This is a genomic window from Methylocaldum szegediense, assembly GCF_949769195.1.
Lineage (GTDB): Bacteria > Pseudomonadota > Gammaproteobacteria > Methylococcales > Methylococcaceae > Methylocaldum > Methylocaldum szegediense.
In genome coordinates, this window is the sequence record NZ_OX458333.1 from 3,765,146 (window position 1) to 3,783,493 (window position 18,348).

The 18,348-nt window shown below is 56.8% G+C and carries 18 protein-coding genes and 1 pseudogene; 3 read left to right on the forward strand and 16 right to left on the reverse strand.

Annotation, left to right across the window (positions count from 1 at the left end):
• Positions 1-86 precede the first annotated feature (86 nt).
• The 14 genes from QEN43_RS16325 to QEN43_RS16390 all read right to left on the reverse strand — a co-directional run bounded on the left by QEN43_RS16325 (position 87) and on the right by QEN43_RS16390 (position 10,814).
• A complete protein-coding gene (locus tag QEN43_RS16325; RefSeq protein ID WP_036267906.1) occupies positions 87-1,310 on the reverse strand; it encodes an ABC transporter substrate-binding protein in 1,224 nt (407 codons plus the stop codon).
• 94 nt (positions 1,311-1,404) lie between these two features.
• Positions 1,405-2,262: an RNase adapter RapZ gene (rapZ, locus tag QEN43_RS16330; protein WP_026609402.1), complete on the reverse strand. Its 858-nt coding sequence runs from the start codon at positions 2,260-2,262 to the stop codon at positions 1,405-1,407.
• Positions 2,263-2,320: 58 nt separating this feature from the next.
• Entirely contained in the window at positions 2,321-2,608 is a 288-nt protein-coding gene (hpf, locus tag QEN43_RS16335; protein WP_026609403.1) for a ribosome hibernation-promoting factor, HPF/YfiA family, read from the reverse strand.
• 34 nt (positions 2,609-2,642) lie between these two features.
• Entirely contained in the window at positions 2,643-4,106 is a 1,464-nt protein-coding gene (locus QEN43_RS16340) for an RNA polymerase factor sigma-54 (RefSeq protein WP_026609404.1), read from the reverse strand.
• A gap of 91 nt (positions 4,107-4,197) precedes the next feature.
• The gene (gene lptB / locus QEN43_RS16345) at positions 4,198-4,923 is read right to left on the reverse strand and encodes an LPS export ABC transporter ATP-binding protein (RefSeq protein ID WP_026609405.1); all 726 of its coding nucleotides are present in this window, start codon (positions 4,921-4,923) and stop codon (positions 4,198-4,200) included.
• Positions 4,924-4,926: 3 nt separating this feature from the next.
• Positions 4,927-5,529, reverse strand: coding sequence for a lipopolysaccharide transport periplasmic protein LptA (gene lptA, locus QEN43_RS16350; protein ID WP_084161997.1), 603 nt, complete (start codon positions 5,527-5,529; stop codon positions 4,927-4,929).
• The gene (lptC, locus tag QEN43_RS16355) at positions 5,513-6,091 is read right to left on the reverse strand and encodes an LPS export ABC transporter periplasmic protein LptC (protein WP_051331465.1); all 579 of its coding nucleotides are present in this window, start codon (positions 6,089-6,091) and stop codon (positions 5,513-5,515) included. The genes lptA and lptC overlap by 17 nt, the downstream gene beginning before the upstream one ends.
• The gene (gene kdsC, locus QEN43_RS16360) at positions 6,091-6,627 is read right to left on the reverse strand and encodes a 3-deoxy-manno-octulosonate-8-phosphatase KdsC (RefSeq protein WP_026609408.1); all 537 of its coding nucleotides are present in this window, start codon (positions 6,625-6,627) and stop codon (positions 6,091-6,093) included. The genes lptC and kdsC overlap by 1 nt, the downstream gene beginning before the upstream one ends.
• Positions 6,627-7,637, reverse strand: a complete 1,011-nt coding sequence (locus QEN43_RS16365) for a KpsF/GutQ family sugar-phosphate isomerase (RefSeq protein ID WP_051331466.1) — start codon at positions 7,635-7,637, stop codon at positions 6,627-6,629. The genes kdsC and QEN43_RS16365 overlap by 1 nt, the downstream gene beginning before the upstream one ends.
• Before the next feature lie 98 nt (positions 7,638-7,735).
• Positions 7,736-8,143: an ExbD/TolR family protein gene (locus tag QEN43_RS16370; protein ID WP_026609410.1), complete on the reverse strand. Its 408-nt coding sequence runs from the start codon at positions 8,141-8,143 to the stop codon at positions 7,736-7,738.
• A gap of 2 nt (positions 8,144-8,145) precedes the next feature.
• The gene (locus tag QEN43_RS16375) at positions 8,146-8,808 is read right to left on the reverse strand and encodes a MotA/TolQ/ExbB proton channel family protein (protein ID WP_036267910.1); all 663 of its coding nucleotides are present in this window, start codon (positions 8,806-8,808) and stop codon (positions 8,146-8,148) included.
• Between the two features lie 13 nt (positions 8,809-8,821).
• A complete protein-coding gene (locus QEN43_RS16380) occupies positions 8,822-9,544 on the reverse strand; it encodes an energy transducer TonB (RefSeq protein WP_317963405.1) in 723 nt (240 codons plus the stop codon).
• A gap of 99 nt (positions 9,545-9,643) precedes the next feature.
• Positions 9,644-10,216, reverse strand: coding sequence for a nicotinamidase (locus QEN43_RS16385; RefSeq protein WP_026609411.1), 573 nt, complete (start codon positions 10,214-10,216; stop codon positions 9,644-9,646).
• 46 nt (positions 10,217-10,262) lie between these two features.
• A complete protein-coding gene (locus tag QEN43_RS16390; RefSeq protein ID WP_026609412.1) occupies positions 10,263-10,814 on the reverse strand; it encodes a macro domain-containing protein in 552 nt (183 codons plus the stop codon).
• Positions 10,815-13,740: 2,926 nt separating this feature from the next.
• On the opposite strand from QEN43_RS16390, the pseudogene QEN43_RS16395 reads away from it, so the two are divergent.
• From QEN43_RS16395 to cysZ, 3 genes and pseudogenes are all read left to right on the forward strand, one after another.
• Positions 13,741-14,480 (forward strand): annotated as a pseudogene (locus QEN43_RS16395) (autotransporter outer membrane beta-barrel domain-containing protein).
• A 115-nt stretch (positions 14,481-14,595) separates the two neighbouring features.
• The gene (locus QEN43_RS16400) at positions 14,596-14,742 is read left to right on the forward strand and encodes a hypothetical protein (RefSeq protein WP_156912662.1); all 147 of its coding nucleotides are present in this window, start codon (positions 14,596-14,598) and stop codon (positions 14,740-14,742) included.
• Between the two features lie 116 nt (positions 14,743-14,858).
• On the forward strand, positions 14,859-15,629 hold the full coding sequence (cysZ, locus tag QEN43_RS16405; RefSeq protein ID WP_026609417.1) for a sulfate transporter CysZ: 771 nt from the start codon (positions 14,859-14,861) through the stop codon (positions 15,627-15,629).
• Here cysZ and mtaB read toward each other — a convergent pair.
• The gene (gene mtaB, locus QEN43_RS16410; RefSeq protein WP_026609418.1) at positions 15,572-16,891 is read right to left on the reverse strand and encodes a tRNA (N(6)-L-threonylcarbamoyladenosine(37)-C(2))-methylthiotransferase MtaB; all 1,320 of its coding nucleotides are present in this window, start codon (positions 16,889-16,891) and stop codon (positions 15,572-15,574) included. The two genes, cysZ and mtaB, sit on opposite strands and share 58 nt — an antisense overlap.
• Before the next feature lie 7 nt (positions 16,892-16,898).
• On the reverse strand, positions 16,899-18,125 hold the full coding sequence (locus QEN43_RS16415) for a nucleoside recognition domain-containing protein (protein WP_317963406.1): 1,227 nt from the start codon (positions 18,123-18,125) through the stop codon (positions 16,899-16,901).
• Between the last annotated feature and the right edge of the window lie 223 nt (positions 18,126-18,348).

An 18,348-nucleotide genomic window follows, 5' to 3' on the forward strand; every position in this document is an offset into this window, starting at 1 on the left:
CCTCTCGCGAGTCGTAAATTTTTGCGATGTGTTTTCCTGTAGGAAATCGGTTGTGACGCGCTTATAAAGCTTGCGCCCGCCCCGCCTTAGAAGCGGCATTTCGACTCAGGTTCATCGTAACCTAGGGTATCCAATTCGTTCCTGGGATGAATGAAGCCTTCTACCGGAGCGACGGCTACCAACGATCTCGACCAGGCGAGCAGCACCGGCTGCCGCAATTGTCCGTTCCAGCGCCGGAACGACAAAGGCACACCCTTGAATCCCGCAAGCGCGAATTCCTCCCCCAGCATAAACGTTTTCACCTTGTCAAAATCGACCGATTTGGTGCGCGTGGCGGACTCGCCGATCGCCCGCACCGCTAGCCAGGCGCCGTAATCTTCCTCGGTCATCCAGCGGCCGGCCTGGTCGCGGAAGCGGTTCTGGAGCTGCAATGCGCCCCAGGCTTCGTGCGTCTGATGCCAGGCAGCCGCGACCAATCCCTGGGTGCCGGCCACCGGGCGCGGTTGCCAAGTGCGATAAGGGAGATAATCGCCAAACAAGCCCGACTCGTCGGCGACGACGAGAACGTCGTATTGGATGCCCTGGGTGAAAACCGGCACCTCGGACTCCGGTGTGCGGCGTTCGTCGAAGGTGTGTTGCCATGTTTTTTCAGCAACAATCTTGGATCCGAAGCGCTTGGCGGCACGTTTGATCGCATCGGCATAGAGTTTGTCACCCTCGCTAGGACCGACCGCCAAGAACCACTTGTTCCAGCGTTTTTTTGCGAAGTATTGCGCCAAGGCGTCGGCGCGCATCGCTCGGCTGGGCAGGAGGTGCAGCACGTTTGGGCGGCAGGACTCTCCGCGAAGCTGGTCGTCCCGGCTGGCGATGTCGTAAAGCAGGACGTTTTGCGACTCAGGGAGAGCCGCAAGCTCCAAGATTTTGGCGGCGTCCAGGTTTACGAGGATGTGTCTGTATCCGTCCGCGAGCACGGATTTGAACGCCGCGGTGACATCACCGTCCGGTGGGACGATGTTTTCGCGCAGGGTGAAATTCTGGCCGGTAAAGCGGCCGGTGGTATTGTTGTCGCGTATACCTAAGCGGGCGCCCTGTATCCCCCGGTCGGTGATCACCTCGTCGAAAAATGGCAAGGTCGGTTGGCTTTGAGGCTCCTGTGCGAGATAGGCGATGGACAGTTGATCAAGCTTCGCCTGGGCGGTCTCCTTGGGTTGCTGTTTCGGAGCCGGTTTCTTGGCCGCGTAGGCCGGCGTAAGGGCGGCGAGAACGAGACTGAAAACAATAAGGACAGATCTTTTTGAATTTCGAAGCATGATTCCTCACTGTCGGACCGGGGCATTATACCGAAACCGACTCTCATCCGGGGAAACGCGGGACTGCATATCCACGTTTTCCGGCGTTTAAGGCCTAATTCAGGTCTCTATGCCGGACGAGGATGTCGTAAGAGGCCGAACGGAAACACTGCGCCAGCGCTTCCACCAGATACACCGAACGGTGCTGTCCGCCGGTGCAACCGATGGCGGCGGTCAGATAGCTGCGATCTTCGGCCGCGAACCGAGGTATCCAGCGTTGCAGCAGAGCTGCGACATCCTCCAGATAGTTTTGCACCTCGGTAATATTGGCGAGAAACTCGATGACCTCCGGATCTTTGCCGGTCTTGCAGCGGAGGCTGGGCTCCCAATGCGGGTTGGGCAGACAGCGCGCGTCGAAAACGAAGTCCGCATCGAGCGGGATGCCGTTTTTGTAACCGAACGACAGGAAATACAGAGACATCAAGTGGTCCTGCTTCGCGGCGAGGCGCCCTCTGATCAGCTCGCGCAACTGATGAATATTGGTATAGCTGGTGTCGATCAGAAGATGAGCGCGGCTGGCGACGGGCTCCAACAGCTTGCGTTCCAACTCGATCGCCTCGCTTAGCGGGTGCGAGGAATCGGTCAACGGATGCCGGCGCCGGGTTTCGCTGAAACGCTTAAGCAGTGTGTCCGTTTCCGCCTGCAGGAACAGAATCTGGCACTCGATTCCGAACTTGTCGGCGAGCTCCAAAGTCAAGGGAAACTGTTCGAGGCTTGCGGTCTGATTTCGAGCGTCGATGCTGATCGCAGTTTTCCGGAACGCACCCGGGTTACTGATCACGGCCTGCCGGATAAACGATTCGAATAGTGAGACCGGCAGATTATCAATGCAGTAATAACCGGCGTCTTCCAGCGTCTCCAATGCGATGCTCTTGCCCGATCCGGACAGTCCGCTGACGATGACGAGTTTCATGTCGACATCTCGTTTACGCCCCAAGAGCAGAAAACAATCACCGTAAAAAGGGGCAAACTCAGTGCTTCTGGATTTTTTCCTTGTGTTTGATGATTTGCCGGTCCAGTTTGTCGACCATGCCGTCGATGGCGGCATACAAGTCCTCGTGTTCCTCCCGAGCGAACAAACTGGCGCCGTCGACCTGCACCGTCGCCTCCGCTTTCTGTACCAGCTTTTCCACGGCGAGCACCACGTGCACGTCGACGATCCTGTCGAAATGACGTTCGATTCGCTGCATTTTTTCCAGGACGTAATTTCTCAAGGCTTCCGTGACCTCGACGTGATGGCCGGTGATGCTGATCTGCATGAAGCTCTCCTTGACTCTTGGATTTGTAAGAAAATCAAAAAACGCGCTTTCGTTCGTTGGATGGCGGGATGGCCATGGCTTCCCGATATTTGGCGATGGTACGGCGCGCGACGTTGATGCCACGTCCCTTCAGCATGGCGGCGATCGTGTGATCGCTCAGGGGTTTCTGCGGATCCTCGCTTTCGATGATTTCTTTCAAATACGCCTTGATCGCTGTCGCCGAGCATTCTCCCCCACCATTGGTCGAGACATGGCTGGAGAAGAAATACTTGAACTCGTATACGCCGTTCGGGGTATGTATGTATTTTTGCGTTGTCACCCTGGAAATGGTGGATTCATGCATACCCACTTCTTCGGCGATATCTCTCAGGACGAGCGGCTTCATGGCGGTCTCGCCGTACTCGAGAAAGTCTTTCTGGCGTTCGACGATGCACCGAGCCACTTTCAGCAGGGTCTCGTTGCGGCTTTGAAGGCTTTTGATGAACCAGCGTGCTTCCTGCAAATGGTTCTTCATGGTGATGTTGTCGGCGCTGTTGTCGGCGCGCTTAATCATGCTCGAATAGAAGGGATTGACGCGCAGTTTGGGCGAGATCTCCGGGTTGAGGGCGACGACCCAATCATTTCCCTGCTTGACGACAAAGACGTCGGGAATTACGTATTGAGATTCCGGGGTGGAGATCTTGCGGCCGGGTTTGGGTTCCAAGGTCCGGATTAAGGCCACCACGCGATTGAGGTCTTCATCGGACAGCTCCAGGAGGCGTCTGAGCTTGGCTAGGTCTCGTTTGGCCAACACTTCTAGATGCCGCGTCACTAGGGTGAGGGCCTCCTTTCTCCAAGGCGTGTCTTCCGGCAGCTGATTCAACTGAATCGCGAGGCAAGTCGCCAAATCCGGTGCGGCTACTCCCGGCGGATCGAAGTTCTGGATCCGGTGCAGTACGGCCGTCACCTCCTCGATTTCTAGATCTTTAATTTGGCTGGCGAGACCCTGGTGGATATCTTCCACGCTGGCCGTCAGATAACCGTCGTCGTCGATCGCGTCGATGATCGCGGTGGCGATGGCGTAGTCCTGCTCGCTGAACGGTGTCAATTCCATCTGCCAGCGCAGGTAATCCTGTAAGGTCTGGGCTGGCGCCCGCTGAAAGATGAAATCGTCGTTATCGGAATCGGCGGATCCGGCCGAATAGCTCTGAAGGCTGTCGTACACCTCCTCCCATGACGTATCGACCGGCAATTCCTGCGGAATATCGGTCTGCGCGTCGAGATTCGACAGTTCCTTGAAGTCCGACTCGCTGGCGACGGCCGGTGCTTCTACAGCGTCCTGAAATTCCCCCGGGATTCCATCGTCTTCCGCTACCTCGAGCATCATGTTCGAGTCTAGCGCCTGCTGAATTTCCTGCTGTAAGTCCAGGCTCGACAACTGCAGCAGCTTGATGGCCTGTTGCAATTGGGGGGTCATGGTCAGCTGCTGACCCAACCGGAGTTGCAGAGTTTGCTTCATGAGGCGTTACGTCCAGAAATGCATATTGGCAGCGTCAGTGTGAAAATCGGCTTCATTCTAGTGCACAGGTATCAAGCATGAAAGGGAGTGGCTATAGGGAAAAATGCTCGCCCAGGTAAACTTGGCGCACTTCTTTGTTCTGTACGATATCTTGTGCCGTGCCTTCGGCGATCACGACGCCTCCGCTCAAGATATAGGCTCGGTTGCATATTCCGAGCGTCTCGCGCACGTTGTGCTCGGTGATCAGGATGCCGATGCCTCGGTCTCTCAGGTGCTCGATAATCTTTTGGATATCGATGATGGAGATCGGGTCGACCCCGGCAAACGGTTCGTCCAAGAGCATGAATTGCGGCTCGCAGGCCAATGCCCGTGCGATTTCCACGCGTCTGCGCTCTCCGCCTGACAGCCCTAGCGCCGGTTGATTCCGAAGATGAGTGATACTGAATTCGTCGAGAAGTTCCTCGATCACCAGTTCTCTCTGCCCATTGGTCAATCCCCTGCGCAATTCCAACACGGCTCGCAAATTGTCGACTACGGTTAGCTTCCGAAAGATCGAAGGTTCCTGAGGAAGATAGCCTACGCCGAGTTGTGCCCTGGCATGCATGGGCAGACTCGTGATGTCGTGATCGTCGAGGTAAATTGTACCGCCATCCGGGCGTATTACCCCCACGATCATGTAGAACGTAGTTGTTTTACCCGCTCCGTTCGGGCCTAGCAGTCCGACGACCTCACCGCTGCGGATTTGCAGCGAGACCCCGTTGACGACGTTGCGCTTGTTGTAGCGCTTGTGTAGATCGCTTGCAGCCAGAATCGCCATGGTTCACTCTGATTTTTCTTTTGGCTGCATTTTTACGTGGACGCGCTTGCTGCCAGTGGTGGGACTTCCGGCTTTAAACAAACCATTCTTGGTGTCGTATTCGATGATGTCACTGGCGGTCGAATTCTGTCCCTGCCAGACCAAGGCTTTGTCATACAGAATCAGAATTCCAGTGTCCGGAAAATAATCGGCGCGCTGCGAGGTCCCGTGAATGTCTTCCTTGCCGCCTTCCGGCGTTTGTTTCAATTTGGTCGGATTTCCGGTAACGACGATTTTTTCGGTCCGACCGCCTTTCTGATAAACAACCATTTTATCGCCCTGGACTTCGAGGCTGCCCTGAGTGGCTTTCACGTCGCCTATGTACACGGTTTCGCCTTTTCTCTCATCGTATGTTGCGGTGTTGGCTTCGATATAAATCGGTTGTTTTGAATCGCTGTCGAGCGCGAGGACGTTTTCGCTTGCCCAAAACCACGACAGGAAAACGATCAGGCTTAGGGCGAGGCGGCCGAGACGTCCTGCGAGTTCCTGTCGAGAACGGATCGGCAAAGAAACGTAAGTGTTACCGCTATGAACTAGGGAGTTACTGCGGTTAATTGGGAATTTCATGCTTTCTTCGTACATCGGAAAGTATCGTGACCTTTAGATCATCGCCGAAATGAACTTTTGCACCTTTGCCGGTCAGTTCGTCCGGTGGGCTGAGTACCTGTATGAACTCGTCGGTTTCGGCATAGTTGTTGTCGGGTTGGACTCTGGCATTCTGCGTGATGATCTTTAACGTCCGGCCATTTTCGTCCCGCTCGCGCAGAATTAGGACATTTCCGTTCAAAAATATGGTATCGCTGTCTCCTGGTATGACAGCGCGATCCGAATGAATAACCCAAGGTGGTCCGTTTTCTCCGTAGAGTGTTAGGATCGGCTCGGTCAATTCGCTACGGTCGCCGTCCACGTAATGGGTAAGGTTCACCGTAAACAGCAGTTGCTTGGGCTTGCCGTTTTCGTCCATCAAGGTTCGACTCAAGTTTTTCGCATAATAATCGACCGTGCCCAGCGCGGCGGATTCCACGGATTCCTCATCGGGTGTCAAAATGCCGGCGAGCCACCAGGTCGACAAGGCCAGGGCAGCCAGTGCCAGATAGGTCACCAGCGAACGCAGAGCAAAACTGCTCATTAGAAATGACTCTCGATCACGCCTTGCAGGGTGTCTTGGGCTTTCATGATGAGATCGCAGACTTCGCGCGCGGCGCCTGCTCCGCCGGGGTTGGCAGTGATCCAGTGGGCGTGCTGTCGAATGCTGAAGTGGGCGTCGGCCACTGCGACCGCCAGTCCGACCCGTCGCATGATCGGGAGATCCAGGAGATCATCGCCGACATGAGCTATCTCGTCCGGCGCCAGCGCCAGTTCCAGGCGAAGCTGGTCGAACGCTTCCAGTTTGTTTTCGCACCCTTGAAAGATGTGGCGAATTCCGAGGCTTTCCATGCGCAAAGCCACCGATTGTGAGCGGCGGCCGGAGATGACTGCCGTAGCCACGCCCGTTCTCTGGAGCAGCTTAATGCCATGACCATCGCGGGCATGAAAGCTCTTGTATTCCCGGCCGTCCTGATCGAAGAACAGCCTGCCGTCGGTTAGAACGCCGTCCACGTCGAAGATGACCAGACGGACACGGGCCGCACGGGCCAGCACCTCTTGCGGTACGCTCTCGGACATCAAACTACCCCGGCTCTCAGCAAATCGTGCATATTGAGTGCGCCGATCAGCCGGTTCGTCTCGTCCACCACCAAAAGAGCGTTGATCCGCTTATCTTCCATGATGCGTACCGATTCGGCGGCCAACAACTCGGCTGAGACTTTGGTGCAATCTCGTGTCATGACTTCGTTAATCGGGGTGGTATGAATGTCGCGAGCCTTTTCGAACAAGCGCCGGAGGTCGCCGTCGGTAAAAATGCCGAGCACGCGGAAGTCGTTATCGACAATAGCGGTCATTCCTAGTTTTTTCGCAGTCATCTCCAAAACGGCATCGCGCACCAAAGCGTGTTCCGGTACCGCCGGGATTTCCACGCCGGTGTGCATGATGTCTCGTACTCGGGTCAGCAGCTTTCGTCCGAGGCTTCCGCCCGGATGGGCGAAGGCAAAATCTTCTCGGGTAAATCCCCGCGCTTCCAACAGAGCCACCGCCAAAGCATCCCCCATTGCCAGTGTCGCAGTTGTACTCGAGGTAGGGGCAAGACCGAGCGGACAGGCTTCTTCTTTCACCGACGTGTCGATATGCACCAGCGATTGCTTGGCCAGTGTGGACTTGGCGTTACCGGTCATGGCGATCAACGGAACGCCGAGTCGCTTGATGAGATGCAAAATAGCCAGGATCTCAGGGGTCTCCCCGGAATTGGACAAAGCCAGAACGACATCGTGCACGGTGATCATACCGAAATCGCCGTGGCTGGCTTCGCCCGGATGCACGAAGAACGCGGGGGTGCCGGTGCTCGCCAGAGTCGCGGCGATCTTGCCGCCGATATGGCCGGATTTTCCCATCCCGGTCACGATGATGCGCCCCTTGCAGGCGAGCATGAGTTTGCAGGCTGAAGCAAAGCTCCCGTCGATGCGCTTGGCCAAGGCCGCTACCGCTTCGGCCTCGGTCCGTACGACTTTGAGGCCGGTGCGACACAGGCTTTCCTCGTCGTAGGTCGTGGTGAATCTACCGCGTTGTAAGCTCGACGTCATGCGTGTGAACCGCTAAGAATGGGCCAATTATGCCACGAATACGGTGTGGCGATCCCGGATTTTCCCGAGAACCCCGGTTTTCGGAGTATCGGGAGCGGTCACTCGCGGGTGATGAAGGCCAATTTGGTGATGCCTGCCTTGTGCGCAACAGCCATGGCTTCTGCGACCCGGCCGTAGGGAACGGCGGTGTCGGCCTGGAATTGGACGATTAGTTCCGGGTCGGCCTGCTGCAGGTCGCGCAGCCCTTGCTCCAATGTCTCAAGAGGCTGCGGTTGATCGTTCAGGGTAATTTGGCCTTGGGCGTCGATGGCGATAGTCGCGAGGTGTTCGTCGGGGGCGGGATCGGTTTTTTCGGTTTTCGGTAGATCGACCTTCACGGCCTGGGTTAATAGCGGCGCAGTGACGATGAATACGACCAGCAATACCAGCATGACGTCGACCAGCGGCGTCACGTTGATTTCGCTCATCGCCTCCCGATCGGAGGAAGAGTCAGTCTTGAACGCCATAGTTATTCGCTCCCGTCACCCTTGAGGCCAGTTTTTACAGCGAGGTTGAGGAAATCGGTGGCGAAGTATTCGAGATCCGCTTCGCACAGCTTGATGCGCCGTAGGAAGAAGTTATAGGCCAACACGGCCGGAATGGCCGCCGCGATGCCGATGGCCGTGGCGATGAGTGCTTCGCCGATAGGACCGGCGACCACGTCGAGGCTGGCCGATTTAGCCTCACTGATGTCCTTCAACGCGTGCATGATGCCCCAGACCGTGCCAAACAGCCCGACAAAGGGCGACGTGCTACCGATGCTGGCCAGCATGGACAGCCCTTGTTCGAGATCCTTGCGCTCCTTGCTGATTTGTTGCCGCAGCGATCGTTCCAGCACCGACTGAATATCACCGCTCCACTCCAGCATGCGCGAGGTATTGCTGCGCACGTCCTTGAGCACGCCGAATCCTGCTCCCGCGATGCGTCCCAGCGCGCTAGTAGCATGTTCTAGGCTGGAGGCTGCGGCGAGATCGGGGGCAGCCCAGAAAGCTTTGCTGTATCCGCGGTTGCGCTTGCCGATGTTCCAGAGCGTCCAGCTTTTGAAAAAGATGATGCTCCAGGTGATGATGGAAAACGCGATCAGAACCCAGAGGGTGATCTGAACGATATCGGCGGAGGATAAGTGAATCATGCGACAACCTTTCTCATCTTTTTAGCTTGTACTCGATCGGGATGATAACCCAGGAGACCACGGCGCGGTCTCCGCGGCGCGCGGGCACAAAGCGCCAGTTCTTGACTTGTTCCACGGTCGCTTCGTCCAAAATCCCATAGCCGCTGCTACGCTCAATTTTGATTTCGCCCGGCGAACCATTCGGCATGACCTGAACACGCAGCGTGACTTTGCCTTCCCAACGTCTTTCCAGCGCGATGCGCGGATAACGCGTCGGCGGATTGTTCAGTCCCGGCGCCTTGTAACTGGCTTCCACGAAAGGCGCGGGTGGAGCCGCAGCTTTGCCTTTAACCGGAGCGGTCGGGGCCTCGACCGGCGCCGTGGGTGCGTTGTCTTGTGCCGGTTCGGGCTCGGCTCGCGCCACGGGTTTAGGTTGGGGCTCAGGCTTGGGTTTGGGTTTCGGCTTCGGTTTTGGTTTCTCCGGTTTTTTGGGTGCAGGTTTTTCCGGCGCCGGCTCCGGTTTGGGCGGCGGCTGTTGTACCTGTGGTTGAGGCGGTTCCGGAGCCACTTCCGGCTGTGCCGCGACCAGCGAGACTTCTACCAGCCTGGGCGGCGTTTCAGCCGGCTCGCGATCCGCCGGGGCGGCGAGCCAGGCGGCCCAAACCGCAGCATGAAGCGCCGCCGCGGTAACGATCGAAAAAGCCGGCTCCAGCCACGAGCGACATCCCTGCTTGGTGTCGGCGGACATCGAGATCATATGCGGATGATGGTTTTCGGTAGACGCGGGAAAATGCGGCTTACAAAATGCGAATAATAACGAGAATTTTTACTGACAACCGTATTTTACATACGGAGATCAAGCTGCGATACTGGCACCGGCCTCTCGCATCTTCCGTCGCGCCGCTTCTCCGCCCTGAGGAGACACCGGACGGGTAGCTTCCTGGATCACCATGACGTCGAAGCCTTCCCGACGTGCGTCCAACACCGTGGCGAGCACGCACACATCTTCTGCGAGGCCGCCTACCCAGAGGCGTTTGATGCCCTTTCTGCGGAGGTGCTGACCGAGCCCAGTCTGGTCGAAGGCGGAGTTCTGATCCTGGTCGAAGCGTACGCCCTTAGTCACGACTATCGTCGAATCAGGGAGCTTCAGGTCGGGATGGAAACGCGCGCCCGCGCTGTCCTGGATGCAGTGAGGCGGCCAGGGACCGCCGTTTTCTCTGAAGGAGACATGTTCGAAAGGATGCCAGTCGCGCGAGGCGTAAACTGGAACGTTTCGCCGCGTGGCCGCCGCGATCCAGCGGTTCAGAACTGGAATCACCGCGTCGCCGTTTTCGATCGGCAGCGCTCCGCCCGGACAGAAATCGTTCTGCACATCCACGACGAGCAAGGCATCGCCGGGGGCGAACAGGCTATCGATGTCGGTGGTCATGTTCCTTGTCCTTTGTTTATCGCCCGAATGAGGTGTCGCCACAGCGCTAGCCTTCAGGCCTGCGTTCCGAGATCTCGTCGAGGATTCTCTCGTGCAGCTCTCGGTCTTTCGCTTGGAACAGGACGAAGCGTATGTGCTTGACTGAGGTGAGTTTCGGCGCTTCTTCGAGGATAGTTTCAAAGGCAATGCGCGCCGCCGCTTCCATAGGATAGCCGAAGGCGCCGGTTGAAAGAGCGGGAAAGGCGATGGACCGAATGTTATTCTGCTCGGCCAGGTGAAGCGCGTTGCGGTAGCAGGATGCCAGCAATTCGGCGGCGGGTTCGTCGCCCCCGTAGACTGGACCGAGACAGTGAATCACGTAACGGTTAGGCAGCTTATGGGCGCCCGTTATGACGGCTTCACCGGGGCGAATGGGAGCCAATGGCCGGCATTCCTGCTCAAGTCCAGGTCCTGCCGCCCGATGGATAGCGCCGGCTACGCCTCCGCCCGTGCGTAACGCGGCGTTGGCGGCGTTAACAATCGCCTCCATGTCGGGCTGATCGGCGATGTTTCCCTGTAGGCATTCAATCGTTGTGTCGTGGATGACGCGCTGAGACATCGATATCAAATCCTCCATTGGCCGTTCGCGAAGACGGAATAGCGTGTGTTCCGGAGTCGGAACAACTCAAGCTACTATGGCCTATACTGGGTATTTTGTAACTCAAGGGTACGGTCAGTAGAGACAGAACCGTAGCACGCGGGTTCCCGCACCAAGCCGGTAGTTCACGCAAACCATAACGATGTGTCCTCGCGCATGACGATTTTGAAGAGACGAACGTTTTCCTATCAAGCTATTCCGCTCCCGTCTCCCCGAGCGCAAGCCCAAATTACAGAGGTTCCCCTACCACCTCCCCAACCCGGTTACAGCAGTTGCTGCCAATCATCAAGGTCCAGCCTGGAACTCCCTAGCGCGATGCAGCCAAGCTTAAGGCTCGCAAGGCGACGGAGTTTTGCCAAAAAGACCTCACGGAAGCCAATGCGTTTTGGGATGTATTCCTTGCCGACCTGGGTACTGTACAGTTAGAAAAAAGCGCGAATACCAAAGAGCGGAGGTCTGTTCGCAATGGAACCGCAAACGCTGCGGCGCGATCACCGCCTTGAAATCTTGAGCTAAGGAAATCGCCGCCGCCAGCCCCCGATTCGGCATAAATCATCATCGAGCTCAATCTCGTGAGGATGCCACCGCAGGCATTAGGTCCATCGCCGATACCCTGGAGCTATCCCGCCTGAGAAGCCTACGAGCACGGGGACTGTTCAGCCAGCCTGAAAAAACCATAGAAGACCTAGAAGTGGTGCTGGGCCACGAAGGTCTGGTGAAGCTGAGGAAAAATTGGAATTGAATTGGAATGAGGGACAATTAAATCTCTGCCCACATGTTAATAAATGGGAAATTAATTAACTTTAGAGCGCTGCTCGTCAGGTGGGAAATCGCATTTTATGGCCCACTCTTGGTCTTTGCTCCCTTCACCTTGCAGGCGGCTATTCTCGCCGATACGGTAAGCTGGAATGTGATCGGCCGAGAGGTTCAGATTTTCAATCCTCATTTCTCCTCGGTGGGGGGAGAAGGTCAAGGCGAGGGAATCATCCATGGCAATTCAGCTATCGTAACCGGAGGCGCCTTTGTCGGTGTGGCCGGCAATTACCACATCCAGGAAAACGACACCAGCTATTGTCCGGGCTGCATCATCCAGCTCTATACCGCCTGGATAGCGCCTGCCCCTGCGGGGTCTCAGGCATTTTACAATGGTGGGATCCCGCCTGGTTTTGGCACTCAGATCGGGGTGATCCCCAATAACTTCGCCGACAGCGCCTTATATGCGCCGACTGAGCCTGGGGTTTACTACATCGGGTTCGCGTTTACCCTGCAATACCAGATTTTCCCTAATCGGCAAGGCGTGTTCGGAACCCTTCCAGGCGGAAGCGTGGCGAATTACGCTCCGTTTCGGGTGACGGTCATCGGTGAGTCACTGCCAGACAATCCCCAGGGCAATACCCTCAACCTCGCGTCCGGGGGAGGCTACGGTATCCTGAGCGACTACACCAATAGGGGTACGCTTAATAATGCTGGCGCCACCCTCGTTGTTCCCGGACTCACCAATTTCACCAATGCCGGCGTTTTCAACAACAGCGGCAACGTCCAGATTTTCGGATCTTTTACCAATGCCGGGAACCTGAAGATTTCCGGGGGGGCGATGGCGGACGGTGCCATTGATGAGCTGGAACCCGGCGGCTTTGTCCAGATGGCCGGGAGTACCACCATCACTGGTGGTGGCACACTCAGCACCAATCATCTCGATCTTCGGACTGGCGATCTGAACCTGGTAGATGGCAATCTGACGGTGGGCCACTTCGACAACCAGGGCAATTTCAATTATTCCGGCGGCAGCTTCCAAGGCGAACTGAATAACCTCGGCACAGTCAATGTAAGCGGTTCGGGTACTCGCATTTTCAATGGCAATGTGACCAATCAGGGGACTTTCAAGATTACCGATACCCAGGTTCAGTTCAATGGGACTTTTACCAACAGCGGCGCCTATATCAGCGACCCTTCCACCAATCAGTTCAATAACCTGGTAGTGGGGCCCGAAGGCTATTTAGTGGGTGGGAGCGGCGATACTTTCATCATCACCGGCGATTTTCTCAACGCCAGCACCCAGAGCACTCTGTGGAACACGACCAAGGCCGAGCTGATTTTTGCCGAAAGCGAGTTGGGGAACTCTGAGCACATCCTGCAATTGGCCGGCGAGGACCGGGGTGCTCAGGCTGCAGGATTTCTCAACAATTTCGCCTGGGGCTCGCTTACCCTGAATCCGGGCCAAACCCTGATCCTGCAGGATGGCAACAACACTGCGGGTGCAGCCCTTTATGTGCGCACCATCAATCTTCCCGGCGGTATGGCCCAATTGGCCGGCATCAGCGGCGACTACAACATCTATTTCGATCCGACCGTAGAAGCTAATCAGGCCTTTCTGAACGGCGCTTCGTTTGGCTCAGGTAGCGGCCAGCTTTTGCCCTGGAGCTTCGTGCCCGATCTGGTAGAAACTGAAGGTTTAACCCTCGATCAGCAGAACTTCTCCGCCGCCCTCGATGAGGCCTGTCTCAACCCCAGTGAGGCTTTGGGGCTGCGTTGCGCGGAACTGCAGTCCATGACGCCGGAACAGAAACAGCAGGCTATCCAGTCTTTGACTCCAGATCAGGTGCCCAATCAGGCCGGCATCCCGGTGAAATTCAATTCCACCCGCATGGACGCGGTGTTCACCCGTCTGACCGGCCTGCGGCGAGGGACCACTCCGGCCTTTTCGCTTAATCTTAACGGTCTGCAATTCTCCAAGAACTTGCTGCTGAAGGCCAATGAGGATGCCGGATCGCCGCTCCGCGACAGTCCTTTGGGGATGTTCATCCAAAGTCGTTTCAACATCGGCGGCGTAAACGGCAATGCTTTCGAGCGCGGATCGGATTTTGAGACTCGCAATGTGACCTTCGGGATGGATTACCGCTTTACCGATAACCTAGTGGCGGGTGTGGCGGTGAATTACACCAATACTTCTTCCCGCTACCATTGGGGCGCTGGTTCCTTGGATAGCGATACCTTCCTAGGGAGCTTCTACGGCGGTTACTACCTGCCCCAGGATTTCTATGTGGACTGGCTGGCCAGTTATGGCGGCACCGATTACACCTTTAACCGCCGTTTCCGCTATCCGGGCTTCGCCGGCCATACCCACGCGACGCCCTCGGGTGATCAGTTCACTATCGCTTTGAGCGGGGGCGGGATTTCAATTTCGGGGCTTGGCAGATTAGTCCCCAGGTTCGCTTCGAATACCTCAACCTGCACATTGATGCCTACCAGGAAAAAGGCGGCTCCGGATTGGCCTTGTCGGTGGGCGGGCAGCTGAATCACTCCCTGGTTAGCGACGTCGGCCTACAGGTTAGTCGGGTTTTCAGCACTCCGTTCGGAGTTATCACGCCGTCCATACGGGTGGAGTGGGAGCACCAATATCTCAACGACAACCGTCCGATCGCCATGCGCCTGTCCAATACCTCCAGCAATCTCGGCAACTTCGCCATCTACACCGGCAAGCCAGATCGAGACTATGTCAACCTAGGTGGCTCGCTGAGTCTCGCTTTGCAGGAAGGCAACGGCCTGTACCTACGTTACGAAAGCCGATTGGGCCAATCCAATCTCGACCAACATATCGTCGAGGGCGGCGTCAAAATCAGTTTCTAGCCAAAGGTTACGTTCCCTGGAATCTGCGGCTTCAGGCCTGATGACGTTTTGTACTAGCTAGACGTGGCGGGTAGGGCAATGCGGGCTGCGGCATTACGGTCACCTGAGGAAGGACGTGGCGGTACAGACCATCACAGTACCCTGCATCTTAGGCAAGGACGCGCTGTTTCTGTGCTCCTTGATTCTTAAGGATGCCTTGAGCCGCCCCTACGCACGCCTGGAACTGCTGAGCGAGAATTTCGACGTGAACCTTGGCGCATAGATCAGAACCGCCATGTCCCTTGTGCTCGACTTGCCCGAGAGCCGCAAACGGTATACTGGTCGCTGAGATCGAACATATCGACACCAACGTATCACTCGTTTCGGACCAGACCATTCATGAATGCTCCAGTCAATACCAAAAAGCTCAACAATCTACATCTTTCCGCCGCCTGTTTGCTGCGAGGGCTTCGTATGCTCGCAAAGCCGGGCCTGCGCCATCTGGTAGGGATTCCCCTGTTGATTAACCTGGTGCTTTACGGCGTGGCTCTCGCCGCTGGATTTTATTACTTTTCGGCTTTCGTCGATTGGCTGGTGCCGGCTTGGCTGGATTTTCTGCGCTGGCTGCTTTGGCCTCTGTTCGGGCTGAGCTTTTTGATGATCGTGTATTTCACGTTTACCCTGCTGGCCAATCTGGTTGGAGCGGCGTTCTACGGCGTCCTGGCAGAAAAGACGATCGTCTTGCTAAAGGGCCAAGAAGCCCCTGCCGCTGAGGTCTCGTTGGGCAAGTCGCTGGTAGCTGATTCTCTGTCAGAGGTAAAACGCTTGCTTTATTTTCTGGTCCGCGCCGTTCCGCTGCTGGTGCTATTCCTGATCCCGGGCCTCAACCTCATCGCGCCGTTCTTTTGGGTGGCGTTCAGCATCTGGTTTTTGGCGCTCGAGTATCTAGCCTATCCGCTCGAAGCTTATGGTTATCGGTTTGACGAACAGCGCCGCATCGCACGGAAACTGCCTTTGGGGGTGTTCAGCTTCGGTGGTTTGGTGACGCTGGGACTCACGATTCCGGTGTTGAATGTCCTGATCCCGCCGGCCGCGGTGATTGGCGCGACGCTCTATCTCTTGGAAGGAGGGCTCGGGGAGCAATCCGATACCGCTTCGGCGAGTACATGATCGCCCGGGTCGGCGACAGCCGTCAGCCGAACCGTAGTGATGCGGTTCGTCAAAGATTCACCCGGTTCGGCTCGAACGGCAACCCGGAGATAATTCGGCGTATAACCGAAGGCTTCAAGGGGCTGATTTGGGGCCGAGTGCTCGGTTTCCCAAAGAACAGGAAATTCGCGGCCCAGGAATCGCTCGAAGGTTTTCCGCTTCTGTTTTTCAGAAACCTCGTGTAGCGCACGGCTCCTTGCTTTCTTGATCTCGGCTGGTATATGGCCCGGCATTCCCGCGGCTTTGGTGCCGGAGCGGGGCGAATAGGCGAAGATATGGATATGACCGAACCCGATCCCTTCGATGAAGGTCAAACTCTCCTCCCATTCCGCTTCCGTTTCGCCGGGAAATCCGACGATCACGTCGGTGGTGATATTGATGTCGGGAACGTCCTTCCGCAATTGCTCCACCAGGCGGGCGAAATCGGCGGTCTTGCAGCGCCGCGCCATGCGTCTCAACACCGAATCGGACCCGCTCTGCAGAGGAAGATGAAGGTGCGGCATGAACCTCGGATTTTCGAAGAGTTCGCTGAAGGATTCCGGTAAGTCCCAAGGTTCTAGGGAACCGAGGCGTAGGCGCGGAATGTCGGTGCGTTCGAGCAGGGCGCGAATCAATTGATCTAACCCCAAGCCGAGATCGCTGCCATATCCACCCAGATGAACGCCGGTGAGCACTGCTTCCTGGACGCCTTGGGCATGCAGCTCGGCAATCTCGGCGACAATCTCGTCGATGGTGCGGCTCCGTTCTTCGCCCCGCGCGACCGTGACGATGCAGAACGTGCAGCGGTAACGGCAACCGTCCTGAACCTTTACGAAAGCGCGCTGGCGGCCGAGCCGGAATAGGGCAGACTCGCCCGGATCGGTCGAAAACGCCGGCATCACTGGTAGATCGAGTTCTTTTTTGGCAATGTCGATCAGTTGCGCTTTGTGCTCATTGGTGACCACGAGATCGACACCCAAGTTTTCGGCTTCTTCGCGGTTCAAAGTGGCGTAGCATCCGCTTAGGACCACCTTTGCTTTTGGATTCTCGCGCGCCGTGCGGCGGATCAAATGCCGGGACTTACGTACAGCCTCCTGGGTGACCGCACAAGAATTAAGCACGATGAGATCGGCTTCCTCGGTGTCGCCGACGATGCGATACCCTTCTCGCTGAAATTGTCGGGCCCAGGATTCGAGTTCCGCCTCGTTGAGGCGGCAGCCTAAGGCTTTCAAGTTGACGCGCATGATGTTTTCAACCAAAGAATCGATAGGTAATCACAATGGCCGCGAGCACTCCGGCCAGATCCGCCAAAAGCCCGCAGCCTATCGCATATCTGACGTTTTTGACACCGGCCGCTCCGAAATACACCGCAAGCACGTAGAACGTCGTCTCGGTGCTGCCCTGAATGATGGTCGCGAGGCGTGCCGGAAAGGAATCGACCCCAAAGGCGCGCATGCTGTCTAGCATCATCGCGCGTGCCCCGCTGCCGCTGAAGGGCTTGATCAACGCGGTCGGCAGGGCGTCGACGAAGCGTCCGTCGATTTGCGCCGCCTCGCAAAGAAAACGCATTCCGGACATGATGGCATCGAGCAATCCGCTCGCTCGCAATACACCGACGGCAACCAGCATCGCCACCAGATAGGGCAGGATGGTGATCGCGGTGTGAAATCCTTCTTTGGCGCCGTCGACGAAAGCCTCATAAGCGTTGATGCGATGACGAATCGCACCGGCCAGGAACAGGGCGATCAGCGAAAACAGCAAGAGATTGCTAAACGACGCCGAGTTCCGCTGCATCTCGTCCTGATTCAGGCTGCCAAAATAGAACGCCAAGCCGATGATCGCCAGGCCGAATCCGCCGATATAAGCCAGAACGACCGGATCGCGTAGGCCAATGTGCTGCCGTAGGGCGACACTTGCAAAGCCTGCGAGCGTGGAGCAGAAGGTCGCCATCAGGATCGGAACCACGACATCCCCTGGATGGGCTGCGCCCATCTGTGCCCGAAACGCCAGAATCGAGATCGGAAACAGAGTGATGGACGACGCATTGATCACGAAAAAGAGAATCTGGGCGTCGCTGGCCGTATCCGGTTTCGGGTTCAGGCTTTGCAGTTCCCGCATAGCCTTGATACCCAGGGGGGTCGCGGCGTTGTCCAGTCCCAGGATGTTCGCCGAGAGATTCATTACAACCGCTCCCATGGCCGGATGATTCGGGGGGACTTGCGGCATCAGGCGGTGAAGTAACGGCGTCAGCCCGCGGGTAAGCAGCTTGAGAAAGCCGCCACGCTCGCCGACCCGTAGGATTCCGAGCCAAAACGTCAAGGCTCCGGTCAGTCCTAAGGCGATTTCGAACGCGGCCTTGGCGCTGTCGAACACCGCCTGCATCAGGCGTGCAAATACCTCGGCGTCGTCCAGCCACAGCCACTGAACCAGTCCGGAAACGAAGGCGGCCAGGAAAAAGCCGACCCAGAGATAATTCAATAACAAAGCGTCAGCTTGTAGGGCAGGTTAGGTGCACACCACATCGAGTCTGGAAAGTTCCTTTGGCATTTCGGCGCGCCGTAACCCACAAATTCGGTGGCATGCTTCATGGGTTGCATCTTGGTGGGTTACGGCGCACGGAAACGTCAAAGAAACCTTGCGAATTCCTTGCGATGCGCGCCTAACCCACCCTACATCTGATACATGCATCGGCACTCTGGTT